Here is a 24,932-nt window from a genome sequence, read left to right on the forward strand (position 1 = left end):
TCCAATAATATTAGGCTATCGCGACTAACTGTCAACGATGCTTTTCTACTCTAGTGTAGCCCTTTTCGAAAAGAGTCGTCAATATCTCAAAATATTGAAGAGTTTAATTAACCGTGATTGAATCTTTTAGTTTTTCAAATGTCTTATCGCCTATACCGGTAATCTTTTTTAAATCTTCTATGGATTTAAAGCTACCGTTTTCCTGCCGATAGGCAATGATACTTTGCGCCTTAGACGGTCCTATTCCAACTAAAGTTGTTAGTGTGGCAGCATCTGCCTTATTTAAATTTACCTTTCCGTCTTTCACGCCCTCATTCCCTTTAGTTGTTTCAACTGTCGGCATAGCGATAAAACGAGACGGTACTTGTTCTAGTTGCTCACCCTTTGCAGGTATATAAATGACCATTTCATCTAACACTTTTTGTGCATGATTCATAAACTGTGTATCTGCATCCTGTGTATAGCCACCTGCAAGCTGGACGGCATCTATGATACGTTGCTCAGGTTTAAGCGCATAAACACCAGGATGTAATACAGCACCTTTTACATCAACAATCACCTGTTGAAAGACCGCTTCTTGGACAGGCTCTACCGTTTCTGTTTGTTCAGTAAGTTGGATTGTTTCGATGAGCTCTTCTTGGGGAGGTGAAGAGTCAAAACTCGAAAAATAGAAGTAACAAAGTCCACTGATGACAAGTATGCCGGGGAGCAACACACTTTTATACTTTTGCCATAAAGATTGGATCATAACAAACATCCTTTCTAGTCAAAAGGCACATCATATGGAGCTATCTTTATTATACAATATTCCCTTAAAATTTAAAAAGTATTGTATCACTCTATTATCGATTTATATTTTAATTTTAGCTCTTGTGTTAACACACCTTCCTTATTGAAATGGTTAACATAAACAAACTGCATCATATCTTCCTCATCAAGTAACATAACTGTTAAAATAAGCTGAATAATAGGTGCTAACTCTATGGGATTAGCATACATCGTATTCCATGCGCGAACTTTCAACTCCGAATCGTTGCCAAGTGCTGCTTCTTAGGTACAGGCTCACTGAAATCTTTGAGCATGTCTATGGATGGAAAGATTTAAAACATCAAGTACTTATTTGATGGACTACGACTGCTGTTGGACATAAAAAACAGCCCTATAAAGTTTAGAACTTCAACAGGGCTGTCCATTATTTCACCGCACGTATAAAAATGCGTTCGCTTTCGTATTCAGGTGCTTCGTCTGTAAAATCAGCCGTTACCTCAACATCCGTAAAACCAATAGTACGAAGCCATATTATATACTGTTCAATCGGGAATGTGCGTTGTACATGCTCCTCATCGAAGCGTTCGTACAAATCACTTGCCGCATCACGCACATAAAACGTCATTTGATGGACAACTGAATGGTCAAAGTCACCAGGTTCAGTATGCCATACATAACTAATATCACCATCATCATACGTAAAAGGTCCATCTAAAAAGATGTCATCCATTTTAAATAATGAATGGACATCAAAGAATAGCTGTCCACCATCTCGTAAAGCCTCGTAAATATGTTTTAATGTTGCATAAACATCCGCTTCCTCAACAACATAATTGAGTGAATCAATTGCAATAGAGATAACATCAAAATTCACAAAACCGTCTAATTCATGCATCGACATACAGTATAGTGGTACATGCAAGCCTACATCTGCGAAACGCTCCGCCGCAATGGCGAGCATCTCCTCAGATAAATCGACTCCACTTACCTTGTAACCAGCATTTGCAAGCATTAGACCAAGCACACCTGTGCCGCAGCCAATATCTAAAAGATTCGAGAATTGTTTGCTCGGTGCATGCCGCATCACCCAATCCACATAGCTACTATAAGGAATGTCAATTTGCAGCTCATCATACACCTGAGCAAAACGCTCATAGCTACTCACTTACGCCTCAGCAATGTCTAACTGAGGTGCATCGCCCCATAGACGCTCTAAGTTATAATAAGCACGCTCATCCTTGTGGAATACGTGTGCCACTACATCACCTAGGTCTACAAGAATCCAACGTGCGCCATCAAAACCTTCCACACGACGAATCTCATGACCCTCTTTTACTGCCACATCTTGTAATTCACGTGCAATAGCTTGCACTTGGCGGTCTGAGTTACCATGAGCAATAATGAAGTAATCTGCTAATAGTGAAATACCTTGCATATTTAACACGACAATATCCTCACCATGTTTGTCGTCAATTGCTTTGTAAGCTGCCTGTAATAAAGTTGAAGTCATCCTTCACTGTCCTCTCTTTTCATCATATCGTTATAACAATCTATTGATAATGGATAAATCGGTTGCTTTGTATCAATTAAAAACGCCAATGTATGACGTACACAAGCACTCACAGCCTTATCCAAATTCTTTTGTGCCTTCTTGCGCAGACGTTCTACACCATTAAATTTTCGATTAGGTTCAATCATATCTGCAACAAAAAGTATTTTTTCTAAACGGCTCATGCCCACGCGCCCTGTTGTGTGAAAACGTATTGCATTTAATATATCTTCCTCAACAATGCCAAATTCATGTTCTGCAATATACGCTCCAACTGGTCCATGTAGTAATTCACTACCCCATCCAATCAGACGGTGATCCAGTTTTTCGTCTCGAACAATTTTCTCCATCCAAGCTATGTCTGCGTACTTTGCAATATCATGCAGTATGGCCGCTATTTCAGCATTTTTCTCGTTCTCGCCATAGACCTTCGCTAACGCAATCGCTGTTTCCATCACACCTATCGTATGAATATAGCGTTTTTCAGGCATTCGTGGCTTAATCGCCGCTAAATACTCTTCACGTTCCATATAGACCTTCCTCTCGTATGAACGTCTCTACCGCTTCAGGCAGTAAAAATGTTACCGTTCCACCAGTAGCAAGGCGTTCACGAATCAAGGTTGACGATAAGTCGATTTGTGGCACTTCCACCATTAATACAGGGTACTCGGTTCGTGCCTCCGTACTTGGACGTTTCACACCTACAAATTGTACAAGCTCTACTAATTCGTCAATACAGTACCACGTATGAAGCGAATCAATCATATCTCCACCAATGATAAAGTAAAACTTTACATCCGGCTCTCTCGCACATAATGCAGCAAGTGTGTCATACGAATAGGATACGCCACCTTTGACTACCTCATACGACTCTACACGAAATTGCGGATATGGACTTATTGCACGCTTTACCATTTCAAGGCGATGAGCATCACTTGCATCATGTCGAGCTTGTTTATGCGGTGGTAATGCATTCGGCATAAAACGGACTTCATCTAATGCCAACGCATGAAATACTTCATTCGCCATCATTAAATGTCCGATATGTGGTGGATTAAACGTCCCTCCGAGTAAACCGACTTTCTTCATTGTCTCACCTATTTCGCTGCTTTTGGTAATACAATCTTTTTGTTCGTGCGTGATTCTTTATATAAAACAACTGTTAGACCTATTAATTGAACAAGCTCTGCATGTGCCCCTTTCGCAAGAGCCTGTGCCACATCATGCTTGTCCTCTTCACAGTTATCTAAAATACGTACCTTAATAAGCTCACGTACTTCTAATGCTTCTCGAATTTGCTTTGTCATTTCGTCATTAACGCCGCCTTTTCCTACTTGGAAAATTGGAGTTAAATGATGTGCTTCCGCACGTAAAAAACGCTTTTGTTTACCTGTTAACATAAAAATTATTGTCCTCCTAATTGCGCCTTCAATTGCGCAATCATTGAATTTGTATTTGGGTATTCGCCAAGCCAGTAATTGAAAGCAATTGCTCCTTGATGCACGAACATTCCAAGACCTGCAACGACAGTTGCCCCTTTTTCCTCAGCCGCTTGTAAAAAAGGCGTCATTAATGGATTATACACAATATCCGCAACAATTGCGCCTTTTGCAAGTCGATCTAGTGAAAATGGCATTGAAAAATTACCCGTAGCAAGCCCAGCTGACGTCATTTGCACTAAAATGCTGAAGTCGGCCAATGTTTCCTCTGCCTGTGCTAACGAAATGGCACGACCAGTACCCATTTCATCGACGATAGTTTGTGCATTCGCGACAGTACGATTAGCAATCGTTAAATTTGTATAGCCTTGCTGATGCATTGCAAAAGCGATGCCACGTGCCGCTCCACCAGCTCCAATAAGAAGCACAGGCTTTTCTTTCTGCGATGTGCCAATCGCTTCTTCAAGTGAGCGAACAAATCCAACACCGTCTGTATTATAGCCTTTTAATTTGCCTTCATTTGTCCGTACAACTGTATTTACTGCTCCCATTTTCTCTGCTAACTGATCTAGCTCATCTAAATAAGGAATGATCGCTGTTTTATGTGGGATTGTGACATTCCAGCCACTTGCACCTAATGTTTTAAAACCACTAACAGCCGCCTCTAAATTTTCTGATGGCACATGCACTGGTATGTACGTTGCATCGATTGCCATCTCCTCAAACCAAGCATTGTGCATTGCTGGTGATTTCGAATGCTCGATTGGATCACCAATAACTGCAAACCATTTCTTCATTTTCTAGTGCCTCTTCTCTTCTAATAATTAAATGAGTGACGGACGAATCGATACTTGTACACCTTTTGGTGCATGAGCGGCAACGACAACATTTGCATGCTGTATCGTAATCCAACCGAGACCAGAAAACACCACATCGGTTTTTGCTTCTTTTATGGAAAATTCGTGACGTACCAATTCTGGCAATTGGTCGATAAAGTTTGCCGTTGGGGGTGCAAGTAATTCGCCTTTATGCTCAGCATACAATGCATCCGCCTTGTCAAGCTTTGTTCTGTGAATTGGCAAATCATTAGCCACATGTACCGTAAATGCTGAACGCTCACCTTGGATAAAGTCAAAGCGTGCAAGTGCCCCAATAAATAAAGTTTGACCAGCATTTTGCTGATATACTTTAGGCTTAATTTCTTTTTTGGGCATAATATATTTCAATTCACTTGCGTCAATATGGTGTGCCATCTGATGGTGATTAATAATCCCCGGTGTATCATATAATGCACTACCATCATCGAGTGGAATTTCAATCATATCTAATGTCGTTCCTGGGAAATGAGACGTTGTAATCACTTCCCCTTCACCAGTTGCTTGTTTTATGATGCGGTTAATGAACGTTGATTTCCCAACATTTGTACAACCTACAACATAAACGTTTTGCCCATTACGGTATTCGTCGATAGCCTCCATTGCTTCAGCCATGCCTTTACCCTTATGTGCACTGACTAAAAGTACATCAATTGGTTGTAAACCGAGTGCCTTCGCTTCTCTTTTTAACCAATTAATGACTTTCTTAGGCTTCACAGATTTAGGTAGTAAATCGGCTTTATTTGCTACTAGTAACACTGGATTTTTGCCAACGAAGCGGTGTAGACCTGGCAACCAGCTCCCATTGAAGTCAAAAATATCAACTATTTTTACGATTAAGCCTTGCTGTGTTCCTAGACCATTTAAAATACGTAAAAAGTCGTCATCTGTTAATGACACTGGTTGAATTTCATTGTAATTTTTCAAACGGAAGCAACGTTGGCATATGACCACGTCTTTTTCTAATGATGAAGGGGGTGCATACCCAACTGCTGTTTTATCTTCTGTTTGAATTGTCGTACCACAGCCAATACAATTTGGCATTTCGTTCATTCTTTTTCCTCCCAAGTAAGTATTCCTTTTCGTTTTAAATCATTGAACACTCGGCGTTCAATGAAACGATTAAATTTTGTAACGAGCCCATCAGATTGTGCAACCGGTTTTACTAAAACCGTATGCAAGTCCAATCGATTAGCCCCCATTACGTCTGTTAGTAGCTGATCTCCAACCATTACTACTTCATTTGGACGTAACCCTAGTTGAATAATGGCACTATAAAATGCATTACGGAATGGCTTTTTCGCTTTATGGATATACGGAATCCCAAGTGGTTCAGCAAAATGTTTTACACGTGCCTCATTGTTATTCGACGCGATGATAACACGAATGCCCGACTCTTTCATAATACGTAGCCAAATAATTAGCTCTTCAGTTGCGTCTGCACGATCCCATTCTACAAGCGTGTTATCTAAATCCGTAATAATGCCTTTAATACCTAGTTCTTGAAGCTTTTCTGGTGTGATTTCAAAAATACTCGTCACAAATTCATCTGGTAATAAAAAATTATACAAAATAGCGACCCCTAATCTAAACGTATTATTCGACCATTATAGCATATTTGCAAAGGCTTCACCCATTCGAATTGGGCTACCTTGCACTACATTATCAGTAAATGCAATGGCATCTTTTTCAAAAAGCATAACTACTGTTGAACCGAATGAAAAATAGCCGACTTCCTCGCCCTTACGCCAATGAGCTGTTGTATTTGTCAACACAATGGAGTTTACAAAGGTAGCACCAACTTTGATGAATGCGACTTGTTGGTCATTCACTGTTTTCAGCTCCGTCACTTGACGATAATTATGTGAAATCGGTTTTTTACCATATGTGAGACCCAGTTGATTAACTGGGTAGGACGTTTGACCGAGTGTATATTGTCGTAGTACATGGCCATCAATTGGGCTATGTATCCGGTGATAATCCGCTGGGCTTAAATAAAATACGATGTAATGTCCATCTGCATAGCGCGCAGCACGCTCTGCATTCCCTAGTAAGTCTTGCAAAGAATAGGGCTTGCCTTTCACAAGAAAAGTCATATCCCATTCAATTCGGCCAAACGATTCCACTTTCGCATCAACAGGACTTGCATAGACTGTTGGACTTTGTTCGATTGGTCGTGCTTCTTCTAAAAGCTCTCGTGTAAAAAAGTCATGTAAACTTGAAAATTGTTGTGGTTTTTTTGAAACTTCTTCAAGGTTAATATCGTATATTTTCATATAGCTTGGAATAATACGTTTACTCCACTTTGCTTTTGCAATAGTTTGCAAAAGATGGGAAGATTGCTTGCCATTCGTTAATTCTATCAAACGTTGATACAGTTTCTCTTTCATAAAGCAAAACTCCTATCGATTAAATTAGACTGTCAATTTTTTCGCATCCGAAGTATAATGGTACAATATCTTAAGTGCAAAGGAGTGATCCCCCTTGTTTTTTTATCACAAGTTGGTGGATACCACGGTTAAGAAAATGAAATCGCACGCAGCAAACTTCATTACAATTAGTAATATGTCCTTTGGTGGCGCGGCCATTATGGCCACTTTACATGAATATTATAGCTATAGTGTCCTGTTTATCTTTATTGCAGCCCTTCTTGATCGCTACGATGGAAAAGTAGCGCGCGCGCTCGGACAAGAATCTGAGTTAGGTAAGCAATTAGATTCTATGAGTGATATTATATCATTTGGTGTAGCACCTGCATTATTAATGTATGAAGTTGTCCTAGTCGACTTTGGTTTTGTCGGTATGATGATGACCGTTCTTTACATCGTCTGCGGTGCAATGCGATTAGCTCGCTTCAATATTAGTGAAGCTAACGGCTTTTTCACAGGGTTACCGATTACAGCTGCAGGTACGTTATTAACATTAACGTATTTTGCATCAAATACGTTCCACCCTGCGTTTTATCTTTTCCTTTTTCCAATACTAGCGTTATTAATGATTAGTACATTTACGCTAAAAAAAGTGTAACAGCAAACTTGCTGTTGCACTTTTTTTCATTGAACGCCGTTTCTTAACATATACTGTCGAAAAATGGGGAAAGGATGAAATCATTCAATGAGCGGAATTTTTACTTCTATGCTTCAATTATGGTTTGAGATCCCAGCATTATTAGGTTACTTAAAAGGGCAAACATTCCATAAACCCTTTTCAAAGGAAGAGGAAGCTGCTTGTATTGAACGATTTTTAGGTGGTGATGAGCAAGCACGTCTAGATTTAATCGAACGCAATATGAGGCTCGTCGCACATGTCGTAAAGAAATTCCATCCAAAACATGAGCAGCTTGATGACTATATTTCCATCGGTACGATTGGTCTTATGAAGGCCGTTGAAAGCTATACCCCTGACAAAAAAACACGGTTAGCTACGTACGCAGCACGCTGTATCGAAAATGAAATTTTAATGCATCTGCGTACCCAAAAGAAAGTTCAAAAGGATGTATCCTTGTTTGAACCAATTGGTACAGACAAAGATGGCAATGCTTTGCAAATTCGTGACCTTCTACAATGTGATGAAGAAAGTGCGACAGAAAAGCTCGAACATAAGGAACACGTTGCACAGCTATATCACTATTTACACATGCTCGATGAACGTGAGCTTGAAATTGTGACACTCCGTTATGGCTTAAATCATCAGGATGCACTCACGCAAAAAGAAATTGCTGCGCGTTTGAACATTTCTCGAAGCTATGTATCTCGCATTGAAAAGCGAGCACTCATTAAACTCTATCAATTTTATAAACGGGATCAAAAGTCTATTGAGTAGTTTATTGTAATTTGTTAAAGACAAAAATTCAACACAAGTCATAATAATTCATGACCGCGTCTAAAATTATTAGTCTAAGTAGCTTGTTATCTCCTCTGATAAGAAAAAACTCCTTTGCGGCTTTAGCAGCCTCAAAGGAGCTTTACATACTATTAATGAGTAGCTTCAGAAAGTTCAGCTGATATAAGTGAACCGATTAACGTCGTAAGAATGACTACACCTGCTGTCAAAAATAACATCATTCATGCCTCCCATCCGAATGTAAAGAGAATTTACCCCATATTAACGGGTGCTCTGACACCTATCTTCAAGGTGAGTAGGTGCGCATTTATGAGGGCTAATAGGAACACACATACAGTTCACCGCATTGTGTGGTACCGTATGTTGGACCCGCTCCTGATGGCTAAAATCGTGGATGATGAACTACTATAGTGTATCAATGCTTGTATAGCATGTCCTGAACATCGAAAGTTCCATGATTAAAGTTTAATTTTATTAATGACAGTGTAGCATTAGTATGCACTATAAAACTGTGATTTTTCTCACTTTTCAGGCACTCATTTTGACCATTTTGTGTAGATTATAGCGAGGAAATCGCTTTTAACACTACTTGTGTCGAATGTTTTGCTGCCACCGGTAAAAATTCATCAAAGCTAATATTTGATTCTTTTCCTGCAATATCAGATAGAGCACGAATAACAACAAAAGGTGTTCCAAATTGGTAACATACTTGTGCAACAGCTGCTGCTTCCATTTCGACTGCTTTCATTTGGGGGAAATGAGCACGTACAGCTTCGACACGCACAGGATCATTCATAAAGGCATCACCTGAACAAATTAATCCAATATCATATTGATGTTCGCCTACTGCCTTCACAGCCTCTTCAGCGACTTTCATAAGCTTTGCATCTGATATATATGCTGCCGGCATACCAGCCATCTGACCCATCTCATAACCAAAAATCGTCACATCCACGTCATGATGACGCACTTCATCTGAAATAACAACTGCACCCACTTCTAATGCCTCGTCATAGCCTCCAGCAGAGCCTGTATTTATCACTACATCTGGTTGAAATTCATGTAATAAAATTGTTGTTGACATGGCTGCATTGACTTTACCAATACCGCTCTTCAATAAAATAACTTCATTGCCTTCATACGTTCCAGTTGTATATTCACTACCCGCAATTGTTGTGCTCTTAGCATTTGCTAAAGATGCACGTAATAGTTCTACTTCTTCTTCCATTGCACCGATTACAGCGATTTTCATGTGTATGTTACTTCCCTTCTATATTCAACTCTATTAAAAATAATCAATAGAGTTACTTTCGTCAATAGGCACCTTCCAATGTATTCAGTTGCTCAAGCTTTACAGGCAGCCAGCCTTCATTATTAACCCACTCCATGCTCACTCGATACATTTCTGCCTTGTCATTAGTGGATACCGTAGCAATGGCTGTATCAGCGCTACCATTATTTTTTAAACGCCAAATAATCATATTGTTTTCGGCAATGCCTGTTGCAGCTGTAATGGTTGCTACTTTTTCTGCCCAGTCTACAGATTTATCATTATAGGACGACACATGCTCACCTGTCTGGGTTGTAGGTGTAGGTTGCCAGTTCTTATCTGTCACCACACGGTCAACAATTGGATTATCGGATGTTGTTTCAACAGCTGTATCCTGCTCAGGCTGTTGTGATTCCTCTGTAGGCAGTTCCTCTTTAGATACTTCCTCGTCTACGTTGACATCTTCCTCATCTACTTTGCCGTCTTCGTTGTCCTCTTTTGAAGGCTCTTTCGTCGCCTCCTCGTTCTTTTGCTCCTGACCTGGGTCCTCTTTTGCTGTTTCTTCTGAGTCGTCTTGCCATTTAATCACATATATTGCTGTTATAACAATTAGTATAAGCACAACGCCAATTAATACATTTAAAAGTTTATCGAACTTTTTATTGTGAGATGGCTGTAGATGACGACTGCTTCGTGTTTGTCGTTCACTCACGAAATCTCCCCCTCTCTAGCCAATATTTTAACAAGTTCCTGACCACTTGCAAAATAAAAACAGCTAGCCCTTCTTAAGAAAGAAAAGCTAACTGCTTGTACACATCAATTATTTAATCGAAATAATTTTCACTTTCATCTCGCCACCAGGTGTTTGAACAGCTACCTCTTCACCTTCTGCTCGTCCTAGCAAACCTTTAGCAATCGGTGATTCATTTGAGATACGGAATTCCATTGGATCCGCTTCTGCTGAACCAACAATTGTGTATGATTCTTTATCTGTTGATGGTTTTCCATCAATAATCTCTACAAATGTAACCGTTTTCCCAAGTGAAACTACACTGTTATCTGTTTCATCTTCTGCGATAATTACCGCGTTACGAATCATAGATTTTAAAGTAGAGATACGTCCTTCTAAAAAGGCTTGTTCTTCTTTAGCAGAATCATACTCCGCATTTTCAGAAAGATCCCCGAAGTCACGTGCAATTTTTATACGTTCTACGATTTCCTTACGTGTTTCTGTTTCTAATTTCACTAATTCTTCTTCTAATTTTTTCTTACCCTCAGCTGTCATTGGGTACTGTTTTTCATTTGACACAGTTCTTCACTCCCTAATTCTTCAATATAAAAACATAAAACTCGACCAAATGCATGCAATGATGCATTTAATCGAATTTTATTATTTTTAATCCATTTCAAAATGCTCTTTGACCTAATAGTATGCATGCTTTACAAGTATATGCATCGATAAGCATGTAAATATTGTCAATACCACTCTATCTTATTACAATACGTGGTCAGTTTCAAGAATAGTTTTAATTTTCGTTACCATCAAATCGATTGCCACCTCATTATCCCCACCTTCAGGAATAATAATATCAGCATAACGTTTTGTTGGTTCAATAAATAAATTATGCATCGGACGAACTGCAGATAGGTACTGATCGATTACTGAATCCGTTGTACGTCCTCGCTCTTTAATATCACGTAGTATTCGACGGATAATACGTAAATCAGAATCTGTATCTACAAATAATTTAATATCCATTAAATCACGTAAATCTGCATCTTCTAGTACTAAAATACCTTCTAATATAATAACATCGACTGGGGCTACCTGGATTACTTCCTGCGCCCTTGTATGTTGTACATAGTCATATACAGGTTTTTCAATAGGCTGACGCTTTAATAGCTTGTTAATATGCTCAATTAGCAAATCATTATCAAACGCAAGTGGATGGTCATAGTTTGTCTCTAAACGCTCCTCAAACGTTAAATGACTTTGATCTTTGTAGTAATAATCTTGTTCGATTACCACTACGGAATGCTCACGGAAAACATCATAAATAGCACGTGTCACACTCGTCTTACCCGAGCATGAGCCACCAGCGATTCCGATGACGACTGGACGCTTTGTTGCCATTAATTATTCTCCTTTCGCATCATATTATGCGGTTTTAAGGGCGTATCGCATTTAAATTTAACAATTTGTAATGGATGACGTGCCGCATCTAGGCTATTACCATCCTCATCCCAAATTTCACCCATTGTTAAGCGGAAGTTTTCAATTTCTGGCCCAAAGAATTCTACTTCGTCTCCAGGTTTAAAATAGTTACGCTGTTGCATTGTCACAATGTTCGATGCTGGATCATGGTCTAAAATTAACCCTGCAAATTCATAGGTCGTTTTACGGCCATGAACGCCAAACATTTGCTCTTCGTGGCCAGGCGCATCATGGAAGAATGCTTCCGCTGTGTCACGATTTGCACATTTATCTAGCTCTTCAAGCCATTCACGTTTAATGATGAAGTTATCTGGATCAGCACAATAAGCATCAATTACTTTACGATAAACAGAAACTACGGTTGCCACATAATGTATTGATTTCATGCGGCCTTCTACCTTTAACGAATCAATACCAAGCTCAATCATATGAGGAATTGCTTCAATTAATTTTAAATCTTTTGGGCTCATAGCAAACGGCGCATGATTATCATCGAATAATGCTTTTTCCGCACCGTCTTCTACCTCATATAAATCATAATCCCAACGACAAGATTGACAGCATCCTCCACGGTTAGAGTCACGTGCAGTCATATGATTAGATAGTACACATCGGCCAGAATAAGCGATACACATTGCACCATGAACAAACGCTTCGATTTCAATATCGACTTTTTCCTTCATTAGCTTCATTTCTTCGCCGCCTACTTCACGTGCTAATACTACACGGTGTAAGCCCTCTTCTTTCCAATACTGTACTGCCTTCCAGTTAGATAGAGATTGTTGTGTAGAAAGATGAATTTCAAGCTTAGGTGCAACAGTACGGCATGTTTCAATAATTAACGGGTCCGCTACGATAATGCCCGTTACACCCGCAGATTCAATATCCTTTAAATACTGCTCTAAGCCATCCATATTTTCATTGTGGGCAAAAATATTCGTTGTCACATAGATTTTTGCGCCATATTTGTTGGCGAATCCTACACCCTCACGCATTTCCTCAATAGAGAAGTTATCTGCGCTTGAACGAAGACCGAATTCACGACCACCAATAAATACAGCATCTGCACCGTAATGAACGGCCACTTTTAATTTTTCTAAGCTACCTGCGGGGGCAAGTAGTTCAGGTTTCTTTGTAATGACACGCTTACCATCCACGATTCCACGGATTTTGTCATTTTGTTCTAATGCTAATGCCATGTTCTTGCCACCTCCTAGTACACTGTTTCTTTGAAGATAAACCCAGTATCGAGAGGTCTGATTGCTGGCTGAATGTCTTCAATTTTTGCTAGTAAATCATCTTTAATGTCTTCATAAGCATCTTCTGATTCGTCAAAATATGTGTCAATTGCTTGACGATAAGTTTGTGTTACCGTTACAACGTATTCCGGTGTTTGCAGTACACCTTCAATTTTTAATGCATCAATACCAGCCTCGAATAATTCTCCGAGCTCATCGATCATGCACATATCATTTGGACTGAAAATATGTGTACCATTTGCATCCTCATAAATCGGATACTTATTGTTACGTTCATCATCATGAAGGAACATATTCCGATTTTCCTTACGATTTTCAATCTCCATAACTTTTTCTTGATATAAGAAATAATGGCCTAATAAAGGACGCTTCGATTGGAACATACATGTCATACCATGCACCTGAACTTCTATTTCCATCTCGACATTTTCTTTAATTTCTATCACTTCATCTAACGAAAGTTCACGTGCTAGAACCGCTCGAGTGGCACCACGTTTTCCCCAGTAATTAGCCGTAAACCAGTTTGTCGCGGTTGTTTCTGGATTCCAGTGCAGTGGAATTGTGACACCTTGCTCACGACGTACAATGATAACAGCAGGGTCACCGTAAATTAAACGGTCAACGCCAATTCGCTGCATCTCTTTTAAATAGTTGCCAAGCGCTTCTAGTTTTTCATTATGGAAAAGCGCATTCACTGCCACATATACTTTCTTACCTGCTGCATGAATAAGCTTTGTTGCTTCTTCTACTTCGCTGACAGAAAATTCTCCAGCTAGACGAAGGCCAAATTGTTGTTCACCAATGACAAAAGCATCTGCTCCAGTTTCTAATAATGCTTTTACATGGTCCACCGTCTGTGGTGTTACAAGCAATTCAGGTTTTTTCATAGTAGTCACCTCTTCAAACATAATAATAAGCCATCACCGACTGGTAAAAATGCACTTGTATAATCAGGATGATGCATAATCCAATCAGTGAAGTTTTTTAAATTTCGAATCATAGTGCGCTTGCGACGCGGCACGTCCTTTAAGTCCAAATCTGACAAGCCATGCATATACATATTATCGATATATAACACTCCACCTGATTTCACAAGCGGTGCATATTTTTCAAAAAAACGTTGATATTGTCCTTTTGCTGCATCAATAAAAACTGCATCGAATGCCGTATGAATCGCCTCATCATCCACTTCTAAGGCGTCCCCCTCAATAACAGTAATACGATTTGAATCCGTGGATCGTGCTATATAATCCTTTGCTTTCTTAACCCGGTCTACATCACGCTCAATCGTAACGATTTGCACATTTGGCAAAGCTTGTGCCATACGTAGTGCCGAATAACCGATGGCCGTACCAATTTCTAAAATGTTAGATGGATTTTGAATACGCAGTAACTGATTCAATGCATCTATGCCTGCAAGTTGCATAATTGGTACATGATGGTCCTTCGCATACGCTTCCATTTCTAAAAGCAAATCATTACGTGGTTGAATAAATGATTGTATATATGCATCCGATAATTCCATTGTTTTATTTACACCTCAATTAATCACACCACCGCAGAATTGCCATTGACCCATTGCTAGCAGACTGTTTTCACATAGATAACAATACGTCCAAATTCACATTGCATGTAGCAATGCAAGAAGGTAGAGTCGATGTCAATAACCTAGGATAACCATAGAAATTGGCATTTTTAGCTTTAGACCTTTCCTCAATTTTGACATTCGCTGGGCGCTTTCACTTGACTCAGTTGAGTTTGAATCTCAATTGAGCCTAAAATATTTTTTGGCACTTATCCCCGTAGTAGAGGATTCTGGTCGTCACATAAAAAAGACCTGCTGATAAATTACAAGCAACGAGAGAAGCCCCATTGACGATACCCATATTTCATCATCATTTACTACAAAAAGAAAAAGACCAAACGTGATGTCTTGGTACTTTGCCATACAAAAATGAGCAATTGTTTTTTCGAATATGCTCGAAACAATTGCCACCACGTATATATTGAATCAATTACACTAAGTGTAATTGCGTCCAGATGATGAATTGTGTGAACACAATCCAATACTTGCAGAGTCTTTATTGACGCTTCATTTTCGCGTAAAAAACAGCTGTGACAATCACGGAGGCATTAACTTTATTCTACAGTCATTTCCTATGCCTGCTTACGGCAAGTCGAAACCTGCACTTGCATCAACCTATAAAGGTAGTATTTTGCTGAATAATGTTAAAATCACAACTTATAATAGCATGAAAATAGAAGGAAAGCTATTTTTCTTTCCTTCTATTCATGCTATTGCATATGCTTTTTTCTATTTACATGCAACTATTCAGCTTGGCGTAAATATTTTTCTACCTTTTGTAAATGCTCATCATAAGTTTTCGAGAAGTGGTTGACCCCTTCTTTATCAGCTAAGAAATAGAAATAATCCGTTTTGCTAGGATTTAACGACGCTTCAATCGATGTTTTTCCAGCACCCGCAATTGGTCCAGGTGGTAAGCCTTTGTTTTTGTATGTGTTATAAGCATTTTCTACTTCTAAATCTTCGTATAGTACACGGTCTTTATGAGATCCAAGTGCATATAAAACAGTTGGGTCTGTTTGCAATGGCATGCCTTCATCGATACGATTAAAGAATACACTTGCTATTGTTTCACGATCTGTTTGCGCTGTCGCTTCTTCCTCCAATAATGAGGCAAATGTTAAAAGCTGATGCACTGACATTTGTTTTTCAGTTAAAACATCACTGTAATTTTTCACAACATTATTCATAGCGGCTATCATTTCTTCTACTATAGACTCTAAGGAAGGTTTTTCTTCAAAGTATGAATACGTTGCTGGGAATAAATAGCCCTCTAAATCATAGCGAATATTATCTGCTAAAACAGCCTCTGTCACAAGTTCAGGATAGTTGGCCATCATTTGCTGCACAAACGTCTCACTTGTCACAAGTTCCATAAATTCTTTTTGCGTATACGGCGTTTTCTTCTCAATAATTTTACCTATTTGTTCAAGTGTTAAGCCTTCTGGTATTGTCATTGCGAAGACTGGCGTACGATAAACTTTCCCAGTTTTTAAACTCTCGATCAGCTCGTCCAATGTCATAGCTTGTGTTAAATCATAATTTCCAGCTTGGAATTGTGATTCATTTTTAAACTTGGCATAATACTTAAAAACGCGTGCATCTTTAATAATGTTCTTATCTTCTAATAAAGCCGAAATAGACCCTAAACTTGAACCAATTGGTACTTCAACGGCAATTGTTTTTGTTGCATCAGGATCCATCGGCTTTAGTGCACTCTTCACATAGTTATAGCCCATAAAACCAACAATCCCTAATACTAGAACAAAAACAATTGCTATAATAGCAACTATTTTTCTCACAATTTTTACCTCAGATTTTTTTTCCTGCATTTTTGAAAACATTTCTTGTTTTTTTGAACCGTTATCCACGGGTTTCCCCCCTATCACTATCCAATATCATACTAGAAATCAACTTTTACGACAAACAGAAATCGACAATTCAGGAGAATTAGCACACATAAAAAAATCTGCTGACACTTTTGTCAGCAGATTACCTGATTTTCATAATTGAAAAGCACCTTGTTTTTCGTCCACCAATAAGCCTTGTGCAAGTTGTGAAATGACCACATCGTCAGCAGGTGGATTGAAACGGCTGCACTGTACGTCCCGGAATAAGCGCTGCAATTTATTGGATTTCGAAATGCTACGCCCACCAACAATTTGCATAGCTTTTGTCACAATTTCAATCACATTATTACAAATCATATACTTTGCAATACTCACATCATCCGCTAATTGCTCCTTAATAGCTGGAATCTGTTCTACCTGCGAGGCAATGCTATAAAGAGTACGTCTGGCTGTTTGATACAACACTTCCATTTCGCCAATTTTTTGTTGTACATGACTAGCATGGGCAATCGTATTATTAAGACTGTATGAATAGGTATTTTTCGCACAGTCAATCGCATAATCCCTGGCAGACCCTGCAATACCTAAATAGACAGCTGGAATTTCTAGTGAATAGACCCGACCATCTGCTAAAAAACGATTCACTTCATTCGGGCGATGACGGTATAATAATGCTTCTTCAGGCACAAATGTGTCATGAAAAATAATATCATGACTACCTGTAGCACGCATGCCCATCGCATCCCATGTATTAAGAACTTCTACCTGCTCGTTTTTCGTCATTAAAAACTCCGCAGTTAAATTTTCTTCTTCTAAATAGGCGATAATCGTAAATTGCTTTAATATCGGCGCTAATGAAGCAAAGGCCTTCTCACCTGAAATAATATAGCCACCATTAACTTTTTTAGCAATCGTTCCAGGCAAGCTACCGCGTGAAATATTGCCCTTCCCACGCTCACTAGTTATAATATTTAGTAACGATCCTTCCTCAACCGCTTTACGGCTCAGTTCTGCAAACACTGGTTCTGGCCATGTCCTTGCCTCTCGAACATTTAAAAAGGTTAATAAATGCCAGCCGACTGACAGTGCAGTTGAAGCATCACCTCGAGCTAACTGCTCCTGAACTAATAACAGTTCATAGAGTGAAATTTCATCCCCTCCATATTTTTTCGGCACTGTTAATCGGAAATAACCCGCATCTTCTAAAATTTTAAAATGCTCAAATGGAAATTCTCCACGTTCATCATAGGTAGCTGCCGTTTTTTCAATTTGTGTGGATAAGCCACGAGCATATTGTACAAGCTGTTGTTCACGTTCATTGCGAATAAAAACATCGCTCATTGTGGTGTCACCTTGCTTTTGACAAATCGATTTTCGGGTATTTTCAGCCCTAAATGCTCTCGCAAGGTCGAACCTGTATAATCTTTTCGATAGATGCCGCGTTCTTGTAAAATGGGGATTACCTTTTCTACAAAGTCCTCTAAATCACGTGGTAAAAGTGGGAATTGCAACATAAAGCCATCTGCTGCATGCTCTTTAATCCAACGCTCCATCTCATCGGCAATTTGAATGGGTGTCCCTACAAAAGCATCACGGCGTGCCGGACCGAATAGGCGAGCATATAAATCCCCAACCTTTAAATTTTCTTTTTTAATAATGTCTAAATGTTCATAGAAATGACTTTGAATACTGTTGACCTTCGGGAATTCTACTTCGATTGCTGGTGTATCTAAAGAATACTTCGAAAAGTCAACATTACCCATATAACCTGACACAAACTTCAAACTCTCATACGGATCTACCAGCGCTTGTAACTCATTGTACTTACGATTGGCTTCTTCCTCCGTATCACCGACAATCGGTGAAATCCCCTGTAATATAAGAAGCTCTTCTTCCGAACGACCAAATGGAGCAAGTTGCGCCTTTAAATTACGATAATGCTCCTTCGACTTTTCTATATCATCCCAGTGTACAAAAACTACTTCAGCTGTCCGTGCAGCCAATTTTTGTCCAGGCTTCGACGCACCTGCTTCCACAATAACAGGCTGCCCTTGTACTGAACGAGCGATATTTAACGGACCCTTTACCGATAAATATTGTCCTTTGAAGGCCGTTTCATGGACCTTCTCTCGGCGATAAAAAATGTTATTTTGACGATCATAAACAAAAGCATCATCTTCCCATGAATCCCATAATGACTGGACGACATCAATAAATTCCTCTGCACGTTCGTATCGATGATCGTGCTCCCAATGCTTATCACGACTAAAGTTTTGAGCCGTTTCACCAGTTGCGTCGGCTGTCGTTACTAAATTCCATGCAACGCGACCGTTACTTATATGGTCAATAGACATTAACTGTCTCGCCAACACATATGGCTCACTATACGTTGTGGATGCGGTTGCACCTAAACCAATTTTTGTCGTTGCTGCCGCTAAAGCTGTAATCTGAATGAGTGGGTCAAAACGATTTAAAATATGTGGATGAGATTCATGATTAATTGCTAAACTGTCTGCCACAAAAGCAATATCAAATTTACCCTTCTCCGCAATCTGAGCTGCCTTTTGCAATGCTTGAATATCAATACTTGCATTTACCTGCCCTTTCGGATGTTTCCACGCTGCAACATGCATCCCTGCACCTATTAAATACAACGCTAACTTCAATTCCTTGTTGTTTACCATAATCATCACTCCCTTTTTAATATGAATAAAACTTCTTCCATGAAGCTAATTCTTCCAATGACATCTTTACAGGAATATAATTCCCCTTTGAAATTTCTTGAATGAAATCCGCCGTGTCTTCACGTTGATAGATGTCCACAACTTGTTTCAATATGGTATTGTCCTTATCTTCGGCCTTTGCCACAATCACATTGATAAATGGTTTTGCAGTTTCATTCTCATGAATAATAGCGTCCTTTAAAAGCAAGCCAGCTTCTACTGCCACACCATTATTAATAACCGCGAAATCTGCATCTTCCATTACGCGTGGTGTTGTTGCACCGTCAACAGGTAACAATGTTAAATTTTTCGGATTGTCTTTAATACGGTCCTCTCCACCATTGCCATCAAAATCATCTGAAACTGTCAGTAGATTATATTCTTGCAGTAATAACAATGCACGTCCCCAGTTTGACGTATCGTTTGGTACAGCAATTTTAGCACCTTCTTTGATATCCGCTAATGAGCTGTATTTGTTGGAATATAGACCAATAGGTGCCATAATCGTTGTACCTATCGCCTGTAAATCTGTATCATTATTTGTATTAAATAAATTTAAGTAGGCTACATGCTGAAAGGCATTAATATCCACTTCATCTTCTGCTAACGCTTGATTTGGATCGAATTGTGCGGAGAACGTAACGAGTACTAGCTCAAGGTCTTCCTTCGCCGCTTGTTCTTTTATATATTCCCATGTTTTCAGTTCTGAGCTGCGAATCCCCACTTTTACGACATCCTTTTCTTCGGATTTCCCACATGCTACAAGTAAAAAGAGCAATGTAAGCAATCCTAGGAGAACGTGAATTTTTTTCATTGTGAGACTTCCCTTCTACGACACTCTTCTTAGTTTTCTTTCAAAGCTATTGCCGATACTTTGAATAATTTGAACGAGCACAACTAAAATCACAACCGTTACTAAAATCGTGACATTATCAAAGCGCTGATAGCCATATGTTAGAGCTACATCACCAAGACCACCGCCACCAACTGCGCCTGCCATTGCTGTAGCTCCAATTAAGCCAATAGTGGCTGTAGTGACACTTAAAATCAATGATGGGAAAGCTTCAGGCAACAAAAATTTACGGATAATTTGAAACGGAGAGGCCCCCATTGCCTTTGCTGCTTCGATGATGCCCTCATCCACTTCAAGTAATGAATTTTCTATTAATCTTGAAATATACGGTCCAATATGCAAAATAAGCGGCACAATTGCTGCTGTTGTACCAATCGCCGTACCAACAATTAAACGTGTAAATGGAATAATGGCAACCAGTAAAATAATAAAGGGAATGGAGCGCAGCGTATTTACAATAGGATTCACGATAGAGAAGAATAATTTATTTTCCAAAATATGTCCTTTTCTTGTTACAACCAATGTAATGCCTAAAATAAAGCCCAAGATAGCTCCGAAAAATAACGAGATACTAACCATGTACAGCGTATCCAACACTGCGTCGATAATGATTTGCGCGCTCACCTTCATGTGCACTGACCTCCTCCATCTGAATATTTTTATGTTGAATATATAAAAAAGCCTTTTGTATTTCTGCCTTAGGACCCACAAGTTCGACGATTAAATGTCCAAAAGGTATACCTTGTAGCTCAGTAATATTACCAAACAGTACATTTACATCGACATTGAATCTCTTTGCCACCTGCGAGACGACCGGTTGCCCAACATCCACTCCGATAAATTTCATGTTATAAACCCGTTTTGAGCCATTGTTTTCTTTAAGTTGCTCATAGATTGACAGAGGAATGTCATCACGTACGACTGATTGCACAAAGTTTTTAGTTGTGTCTTCCTTCGGTGCTGAAAAAATGTCAAGTACATTCCCTTCTTCAATAATTTGACCGTTTTCCATGACTGCAACACGATTACATATGTCGCGTATTACTTCCATTTCATGAGTAATCATTAAAATTGTAATACTGAACTCAATATTGACACGCTTTAATAGCTCTAAAATGGATTTTGTCGTTTGTGGATCAAGCGCACTTGTCGCTTCATCACACAATAAAATTTTGGGCTTTGTGACAAGGGCACGCGCTATCCCGACCCGTTGCTTTTGACCACCTGATAATTCGTCTATATAACGATTGGCCTTATCTTCTAGGCCAACAAATGCTAATACCTCGCTTACTTGAGATTCAATTATTGTTTTTTGGGTACCAGCTAACTCTAATGGCATCGCCACATTTTCAAAAACCGTTTTAGAGTTGAGAAGATTGAAATGTTGGAAAATCATCCCGATTTTTTTCTTTTCCTCTCGTAATTGCTTTTTACTCAACGAAGTAAGATTTATGCCATTTACAAGAACCTGACCTGCTGTTGGCTCTTCCAATAAGTTTACGGTTCTAATCAAGGTACTTTTACCAGCTCCGCTAAAACCAATAACGCCAAATATATCCCCTTTCTGAACGGTCAAATTGATGTGATTCAGGGCCTTCACAGTGGATTGCCCTACCTGAAATTCCTTCGTCGTTTCGATAAATTCAATCATGCATTTTTACCTCCTTGTCAGTGAACCTTTTGCCGTTATAATTTTGCAAAATGTATGTTAAAAAGCTGGAACGACAGCACCTTTATATTGTTCTTCAAAAAACTGGCGCGCCTTATCACTTGTCAACCATTTGACAACTTTTTGAATGGCAGCATCATCCTTTTTATCTTTTGTCGTGGCGATAATATTGACATATGGTGATTGTGAATCTTCAATGATGAGTGCATCCTTCACAGGGTTATAGCCCCCTTCTAAGGCATAATTCGTATTAATGGCAGATGCGTCTACATCGTCTAATGAACGAACTAAAAACAGTGAATCCACCCCAATAAATTGAATATTTTTTTCGTTTTTTGTTATATCCTCGACTGTAAAATCATTTTGCTTTGCATCATCTAATTCAATCAGACCATTGCTCTCAAACAATAATAATGCACGAGAAAAATTGACGACATCATTTGGTACCGCTACTTTTGCATTGTGTGGTAAATCATCTATGTGATCGATTGTTTTTGAGTACACACCAAACGGTTCAATGTGAATACCTTTTACACTTACTAAATCTAAATGGCTTTCTTTATTCGTCTGCTCTAAAAATGGGATGTGCTGAAAATAATTGAAATCCAATTCACCGTCTGCTGTATGTTGATTTGTTTGTACGGCATCCTTTAAAATAGAAATTTCTAATTTCACACCCTCTTTTGCTATATCATCTGCCAAATATTCCAGTACTTGTGCATGAGGTACACTTGCTGCCCCTACTTTTAATGTGACCGTTTCATCCTTACTTGCCTCACCTGATGCAGCACAACCTGCTAATACGCTAATCACTAACACACTGACTAACAATACCCCTAATTTCCTCAATCCGATATCCCCCTTTGTAAATAAATTTACTTGGTTTTATAACGAAATAAAAAATAGAAAATTCTTGCACATATAAAATTCCCTCTCAAAAAATCAAATAATTTGAAATTTCTTATTTTTATTTAAAACAAATATTATCTGTTTACTTGTAATTGGTCAATGCCACTTTATCTTATTTTTTCCTTACAATTAAAAAATCACGAACGTAAAAATCACGAAAATCAATTATTTTCTCGTTAATGACAAATATTCAATTAAAAATGCGCATTTTACGTTTGCAGATAGAAAACTTTTAGTGATACGATAGAAATTTTCAATTAGGCTTACGTCTAAAACGTCAAAAAAACTCCGAATAGCATATCGCCACTCAGAGTTTCATTTATAATTCATTTAATATATCTTCCACAAATGCCCATTCTTCATCTGTTTCAATTGGTAGTAATTCCTCAATATGGCCTTCTTCATTTGGCACAAACTGCGCAGCAAAAATATCTCGCTCCTCAATTGGCTCGTCCGTCGCAGGAACGTAGAGCACATACGATTTAGCAAATTGTTCTGATGTAAACGTATGAATTACCTCACACACTTGATCATTACCTTCTTCATCTGTCACTGTAATAAGTTGTGGCTGTTCTTCAAATTCATCAAGCAGTGTTAAAACAACCTCATTAATCATTTCCCACTCTGCCTCTGTTTCAACAGGCTGTAAATTGGTCATTTCTCCATTGTTGTCATCATAGTCGAACGTCATGGCTGAGATATCGCCGGGAATTTCATTGCCATCTGCATCAATTAGTGAAAACAGTACATAGGATTTTTCTTCCGCATCGAATGTAAAGACTACACGACATTTTTGCTCCTTGCCATCCTTACCTATTATCATAAACTCTTGTATTTCTTCGTTCATTCAAACATCACTCCTTCTTCAAAACAATTGTCTTAAACAACATCAAAATTACGTCCTCATACTTTGAGCGAGAAATTGTCGAATGGTGCGACCTTGAAGCTATCACCATAAAATAACTGTTCAGTAGAGGTTTCTCTTCACGAATGAACACAGTAAAAAAGGAACAAGGACCGCACATTGCCATCCTTGTTCCCACACTTTAAATAGAAAAACGATTATTCTTCGTCTTCATCCTCTAAAGCGTTTAATACGTCTTCCACCATATCCCATTCTGCTTCCGTTTCGATAGGTGTTAATTCACCATCTTCACCGTTTTCAGATGGTACGAATGAAGATACGAAAATTTCAACAGAACCTTCTTCATCTTCTTCAGCGCCTACCATTGCATAAAATACGTATGATTTGCCAAATTCAGGAGACTCGTGTACGTGAATAACTTCGCAAAGCTGCTCGTTTCCACTTTCGTCAATCACTGTAATATGTTGTACATGTAATTCTTCTTCATGATTATGCTCTTGTGCCATGTCTGTCACCCCATCAGTTAATTTTTGCTATCTAAATAGCCTTGTAAAATCATCACAGCAGCCATTTTATCAATAACCTGCTTGCGCTTTTTACGACTCACGTCCGCTTCGATTAGCATGCGCTCTGCAGCCATCGTTGTTAATCGCTCGTCCCATAGCTTGACCGGTAGAGAAAATGTTTCTTCTAATAACTTTTTATAGTTTTCAGAAGCCTCTCCACGCGGTCCTACCGTATTATTCATGTTTTTCGGGAATCCTACAACAAATTCTGTTATCGTGTATTCCTTCACTAGCTCGGCTATACGGTCGATGCCGAACACGCCATTTGCTTCATCAATTTTTACGGTTTCAATACCTTGTGCCGTCCAGCCAAGTGCATCACTAATTGCAACGCCCACAGTTTTCGACCCAACGTCTAATCCCATAATTCTCATTTCTAGTCCTCGTTATTCTTTTTGATATAAAATTTAACAAGCTCTTCTAGAATTTCGTCCCGCTCAAGCTTGCGAATTAAATTACGAGCATCCTGATGGCGAGGAATATACGCCGGATCACCAGAAAGTAAGTAACCGACAATCTGATTGATAGGATTATATCCCTTTTCCTCTAATGAAGAATGTACTTTCAACATTACCTGCTTGACTTCCTGTTCCATTGATTCTTCTGGAAAATTAAATTTCATCGTTTGATCAAATGAACTCATGACCAGCACCTCGCTTTCAGAAATAAGGAGATGTGCAAAGAAGCTCATCTC

Annotated in this window: 31 protein-coding genes; 2 read left to right on the forward strand and 29 right to left on the reverse strand. The window is 39.0% G+C overall.

Annotation, left to right across the window (positions count from 1 at the left end):
* Positions 1-103: 103 nt before the first annotated feature.
* The 11 genes from C9J35_RS12510 to C9J35_RS12560 form a co-directional block, all read right to left on the reverse strand.
* Positions 104-748 (reverse strand): helix-hairpin-helix domain-containing protein, encoded by a 645-nt coding sequence (locus tag C9J35_RS12510; protein WP_107924766.1) that lies wholly within the window; start codon positions 746-748, stop codon positions 104-106.
* A gap of 86 nt (positions 749-834) precedes the next feature.
* Complete coding sequence (locus tag C9J35_RS12515) at positions 835-1,023, reverse strand: hypothetical protein (protein ID WP_054767768.1); 189 nt, start codon at positions 1,021-1,023, stop codon at positions 835-837.
* A 169-nt stretch (positions 1,024-1,192) separates the two neighbouring features.
* Entirely contained in the window at positions 1,193-1,933 is a 741-nt protein-coding gene (locus C9J35_RS12520) for a class I SAM-dependent DNA methyltransferase (protein WP_054767769.1), read from the reverse strand.
* Complete coding sequence (gene rsfS / locus C9J35_RS12525; protein WP_010859952.1) at positions 1,934-2,278, reverse strand: ribosome silencing factor; 345 nt, start codon at positions 2,276-2,278, stop codon at positions 1,934-1,936. It lies immediately after the preceding gene.
* Positions 2,275-2,847: a bis(5'-nucleosyl)-tetraphosphatase (symmetrical) YqeK gene (yqeK, locus tag C9J35_RS12530; RefSeq protein WP_107924767.1), complete on the reverse strand. Its 573-nt coding sequence runs from the start codon at positions 2,845-2,847 to the stop codon at positions 2,275-2,277. The genes rsfS and yqeK overlap by 4 nt, the downstream gene beginning before the upstream one ends.
* Positions 2,837-3,406, reverse strand: coding sequence for a nicotinate-nucleotide adenylyltransferase (locus C9J35_RS12535; protein WP_054767770.1), 570 nt, complete (start codon positions 3,404-3,406; stop codon positions 2,837-2,839). The genes yqeK and C9J35_RS12535 overlap by 11 nt, the downstream gene beginning before the upstream one ends.
* An 8-nt stretch (positions 3,407-3,414) precedes the next feature.
* The gene (gene yhbY / locus C9J35_RS12540) at positions 3,415-3,717 is read right to left on the reverse strand and encodes a ribosome assembly RNA-binding protein YhbY (RefSeq protein ID WP_107924768.1); all 303 of its coding nucleotides are present in this window, start codon (positions 3,715-3,717) and stop codon (positions 3,415-3,417) included.
* Between the two features lie 5 nt (positions 3,718-3,722).
* Complete coding sequence (gene aroE, locus C9J35_RS12545; RefSeq protein ID WP_107924769.1) at positions 3,723-4,553, reverse strand: shikimate dehydrogenase; 831 nt, start codon at positions 4,551-4,553, stop codon at positions 3,723-3,725.
* A gap of 27 nt (positions 4,554-4,580) precedes the next feature.
* The gene (yqeH, locus tag C9J35_RS12550) at positions 4,581-5,684 is read right to left on the reverse strand and encodes a ribosome biogenesis GTPase YqeH (RefSeq protein WP_107924770.1); all 1,104 of its coding nucleotides are present in this window, start codon (positions 5,682-5,684) and stop codon (positions 4,581-4,583) included.
* Complete coding sequence (locus C9J35_RS12555) at positions 5,681-6,202, reverse strand: YqeG family HAD IIIA-type phosphatase (protein ID WP_107924771.1); 522 nt, start codon at positions 6,200-6,202, stop codon at positions 5,681-5,683. Before C9J35_RS12555 ends, yqeH begins: the two co-directional genes overlap by 4 nt.
* A gap of 36 nt (positions 6,203-6,238) precedes the next feature.
* Positions 6,239-7,021 (reverse strand): phosphatidylserine decarboxylase, encoded by a 783-nt coding sequence (locus C9J35_RS12560; protein WP_107924772.1) that lies wholly within the window; start codon positions 7,019-7,021, stop codon positions 6,239-6,241.
* 136 nt (positions 7,022-7,157) lie between these two features.
* On the opposite strand from C9J35_RS12560, the gene pssA reads away from it, so the two are divergent.
* Both pssA and sigK read left to right on the forward strand, forming a co-directional pair.
* Complete coding sequence (gene pssA, locus C9J35_RS12565) at positions 7,158-7,658, forward strand: CDP-diacylglycerol--serine O-phosphatidyltransferase (protein ID WP_107924831.1); 501 nt, start codon at positions 7,158-7,160, stop codon at positions 7,656-7,658.
* Between the two features lie 87 nt (positions 7,659-7,745).
* Complete coding sequence (sigK, locus tag C9J35_RS12570) at positions 7,746-8,453, forward strand: RNA polymerase sporulation sigma factor SigK (RefSeq protein WP_107924773.1); 708 nt, start codon at positions 7,746-7,748, stop codon at positions 8,451-8,453.
* Positions 8,454-9,033: 580 nt separating this feature from the next.
* Here sigK and mtnN read toward each other — a convergent pair.
* The 18 genes from mtnN to C9J35_RS12665 form a co-directional block, all read right to left on the reverse strand.
* A complete protein-coding gene (mtnN, locus tag C9J35_RS12580) occupies positions 9,034-9,726 on the reverse strand; it encodes a 5'-methylthioadenosine/S-adenosylhomocysteine nucleosidase (protein WP_054767772.1) in 693 nt (230 codons plus the stop codon).
* Positions 9,727-9,787: 61 nt separating this feature from the next.
* Entirely contained in the window at positions 9,788-10,456 is a 669-nt protein-coding gene (locus C9J35_RS12585; RefSeq protein WP_054767773.1) for a YrrS family protein, read from the reverse strand.
* Between the two features lie 108 nt (positions 10,457-10,564).
* Positions 10,565-11,053: a transcription elongation factor GreA gene (gene greA, locus C9J35_RS12590; RefSeq protein WP_107924774.1), complete on the reverse strand. Its 489-nt coding sequence runs from the start codon at positions 11,051-11,053 to the stop codon at positions 10,565-10,567.
* A 186-nt stretch (positions 11,054-11,239) separates the two neighbouring features.
* Positions 11,240-11,878, reverse strand: a complete 639-nt coding sequence (udk, locus tag C9J35_RS12595; protein WP_107924775.1) for a uridine kinase — start codon at positions 11,876-11,878, stop codon at positions 11,240-11,242.
* On the reverse strand, positions 11,878-13,158 hold the full coding sequence (locus C9J35_RS12600) for a peptidase U32 family protein (protein ID WP_107924776.1): 1,281 nt from the start codon (positions 13,156-13,158) through the stop codon (positions 11,878-11,880). Before C9J35_RS12600 ends, udk begins: the two co-directional genes overlap by 1 nt.
* A 14-nt stretch (positions 13,159-13,172) precedes the next feature.
* Complete coding sequence (locus C9J35_RS12605; protein ID WP_054767775.1) at positions 13,173-14,105, reverse strand: peptidase U32 family protein; 933 nt, start codon at positions 14,103-14,105, stop codon at positions 13,173-13,175.
* Between the two features lie 5 nt (positions 14,106-14,110).
* The gene (locus C9J35_RS12610; RefSeq protein WP_107924777.1) at positions 14,111-14,743 is read right to left on the reverse strand and encodes an O-methyltransferase; all 633 of its coding nucleotides are present in this window, start codon (positions 14,741-14,743) and stop codon (positions 14,111-14,113) included.
* An 803-nt stretch (positions 14,744-15,546) separates the two neighbouring features.
* A complete protein-coding gene (gene mltG, locus C9J35_RS12615) occupies positions 15,547-16,674 on the reverse strand; it encodes an endolytic transglycosylase MltG (RefSeq protein ID WP_107924778.1) in 1,128 nt (375 codons plus the stop codon).
* A 132-nt stretch (positions 16,675-16,806) separates the two neighbouring features.
* Positions 16,807-17,994, reverse strand: coding sequence for an acyl-CoA dehydrogenase family protein (locus tag C9J35_RS12620; protein ID WP_107924779.1), 1,188 nt, complete (start codon positions 17,992-17,994; stop codon positions 16,807-16,809).
* Complete coding sequence (locus tag C9J35_RS12625; protein WP_107924780.1) at positions 17,991-19,337, reverse strand: LLM class flavin-dependent oxidoreductase; 1,347 nt, start codon at positions 19,335-19,337, stop codon at positions 17,991-17,993. The genes C9J35_RS12620 and C9J35_RS12625 overlap by 4 nt, the downstream gene beginning before the upstream one ends.
* Before the next feature lie 16 nt (positions 19,338-19,353).
* The gene (locus C9J35_RS12630; RefSeq protein WP_107924781.1) at positions 19,354-20,190 is read right to left on the reverse strand and encodes a MetQ/NlpA family ABC transporter substrate-binding protein; all 837 of its coding nucleotides are present in this window, start codon (positions 20,188-20,190) and stop codon (positions 19,354-19,356) included.
* 15 nt (positions 20,191-20,205) lie between these two features.
* Positions 20,206-20,859, reverse strand: a complete 654-nt coding sequence (locus tag C9J35_RS12635) for a methionine ABC transporter permease (RefSeq protein ID WP_054767777.1) — start codon at positions 20,857-20,859, stop codon at positions 20,206-20,208.
* Positions 20,801-21,880 (reverse strand): methionine ABC transporter ATP-binding protein, encoded by a 1,080-nt coding sequence (locus C9J35_RS12640; RefSeq protein ID WP_107924782.1) that lies wholly within the window; start codon positions 21,878-21,880, stop codon positions 20,801-20,803. Before C9J35_RS12640 ends, C9J35_RS12635 begins: the two co-directional genes overlap by 59 nt.
* Positions 21,881-21,937: 57 nt before the next feature.
* Positions 21,938-22,747, reverse strand: a complete 810-nt coding sequence (locus tag C9J35_RS12645; protein WP_107924783.1) for a MetQ/NlpA family ABC transporter substrate-binding protein — start codon at positions 22,745-22,747, stop codon at positions 21,938-21,940.
* A 379-nt stretch (positions 22,748-23,126) separates the two neighbouring features.
* Positions 23,127-23,654: a DUF1292 domain-containing protein gene (locus tag C9J35_RS25065; protein WP_107924784.1), complete on the reverse strand. Its 528-nt coding sequence runs from the start codon at positions 23,652-23,654 to the stop codon at positions 23,127-23,129.
* A gap of 215 nt (positions 23,655-23,869) precedes the next feature.
* Positions 23,870-24,178, reverse strand: a complete 309-nt coding sequence (locus C9J35_RS12655) for a DUF1292 domain-containing protein (protein WP_054767779.1) — start codon at positions 24,176-24,178, stop codon at positions 23,870-23,872.
* 17 nt (positions 24,179-24,195) lie between these two features.
* Positions 24,196-24,612, reverse strand: coding sequence for a Holliday junction resolvase RuvX (gene ruvX, locus C9J35_RS12660; protein WP_107924785.1), 417 nt, complete (start codon positions 24,610-24,612; stop codon positions 24,196-24,198).
* Positions 24,613-24,614: 2 nt separating this feature from the next.
* Complete coding sequence (locus C9J35_RS12665) at positions 24,615-24,881, reverse strand: IreB family regulatory phosphoprotein (RefSeq protein ID WP_004226839.1); 267 nt, start codon at positions 24,879-24,881, stop codon at positions 24,615-24,617.
* Positions 24,882-24,932 lie beyond the last annotated feature (51 nt).

Source organism: Lysinibacillus parviboronicapiens, assembly GCF_003049575.1.
GTDB lineage: Bacteria > Bacillota > Bacilli > Bacillales_A > Planococcaceae > Lysinibacillus > Lysinibacillus parviboronicapiens.

Coding starts and splice junctions, on each gene's coding strand:
- C9J35_RS12510 (WP_107924766.1), bottom strand. CDS start 748: ATGATCCAATCTTTATGGCAAAAGTATAAAAGTGTGTTGCTCCCCGGC.
- rsfS (WP_010859952.1), bottom strand. CDS start 2,278: ATGACTTCAACTTTATTACAGGCAGCTTACAAAGCAATTGACGACAAA.
- yqeK (WP_107924767.1), bottom strand. CDS start 2,847: ATGGAACGTGAAGAGTATTTAGCGGCGATTAAGCCACGAATGCCTGAA.
- C9J35_RS12535 (WP_054767770.1), bottom strand. CDS start 3,406: ATGAAGAAAGTCGGTTTACTCGGAGGGACGTTTAATCCACCACATATC.
- yhbY (WP_107924768.1), bottom strand. CDS start 3,717: ATGTTAACAGGTAAACAAAAGCGTTTTTTACGTGCGGAAGCACATCAT.
- aroE (WP_107924769.1), bottom strand. CDS start 4,553: ATGAAGAAATGGTTTGCAGTTATTGGTGATCCAATCGAGCATTCGAAA.
- yqeH (WP_107924770.1), bottom strand. CDS start 5,684: ATGAACGAAATGCCAAATTGTATTGGCTGTGGTACGACAATTCAAACA.
- C9J35_RS12560 (WP_107924772.1), bottom strand. CDS start 7,021: ATGAAAGAGAAACTGTATCAACGTTTGATAGAATTAACGAATGGCAAG.
- pssA (WP_107924831.1), top strand. CDS start 7,158: ATGAAATCGCACGCAGCAAACTTCATTACAATTAGTAATATGTCCTTT.
- sigK (WP_107924773.1), top strand. CDS start 7,746: ATGAGCGGAATTTTTACTTCTATGCTTCAATTATGGTTTGAGATCCCA.
- mtnN (WP_054767772.1), bottom strand. CDS start 9,726: ATGAAAATCGCTGTAATCGGTGCAATGGAAGAAGAAGTAGAACTATTA.
- udk (WP_107924775.1), bottom strand. CDS start 11,878: ATGGCAACAAAGCGTCCAGTCGTCATCGGAATCGCTGGTGGCTCATGC.
- C9J35_RS12600 (WP_107924776.1), bottom strand. CDS start 13,158: ATGGCATTAGCATTAGAACAAAATGACAAAATCCGTGGAATCGTGGAT.
- C9J35_RS12605 (WP_054767775.1), bottom strand. CDS start 14,105: ATGAAAAAACCTGAATTGCTTGTAACACCACAGACGGTGGACCATGTA.
- C9J35_RS12610 (WP_107924777.1), bottom strand. CDS start 14,743: ATGGAATTATCGGATGCATATATACAATCATTTATTCAACCACGTAAT.
- C9J35_RS12620 (WP_107924779.1), bottom strand. CDS start 17,994: ATGAGCGATGTTTTTATTCGCAATGAACGTGAACAACAGCTTGTACAA.
- C9J35_RS12625 (WP_107924780.1), bottom strand. CDS start 19,337: ATGGTAAACAACAAGGAATTGAAGTTAGCGTTGTATTTAATAGGTGCA.
- C9J35_RS12630 (WP_107924781.1), bottom strand. CDS start 20,190: ATGAAAAAAATTCACGTTCTCCTAGGATTGCTTACATTGCTCTTTTTA.
- C9J35_RS12635 (WP_054767777.1), bottom strand. CDS start 20,859: ATGAAGGTGAGCGCGCAAATCATTATCGACGCAGTGTTGGATACGCTG.
- C9J35_RS12640 (WP_107924782.1), bottom strand. CDS start 21,880: ATGATTGAATTTATCGAAACGACGAAGGAATTTCAGGTAGGGCAATCC.
- C9J35_RS25065 (WP_107924784.1), bottom strand. CDS start 23,654: ATGAACGAAGAAATACAAGAGTTTATGATAATAGGTAAGGATGGCAAG.
- C9J35_RS12655 (WP_054767779.1), bottom strand. CDS start 24,178: ATGGCACAAGAGCATAATCATGAAGAAGAATTACATGTACAACATATT.
- ruvX (WP_107924785.1), bottom strand. CDS start 24,612: ATGAGAATTATGGGATTAGACGTTGGGTCGAAAACTGTGGGCGTTGCA.
- C9J35_RS12665 (WP_004226839.1), bottom strand. CDS start 24,881: ATGAGTTCATTTGATCAAACGATGAAATTTAATTTTCCAGAAGAATCA.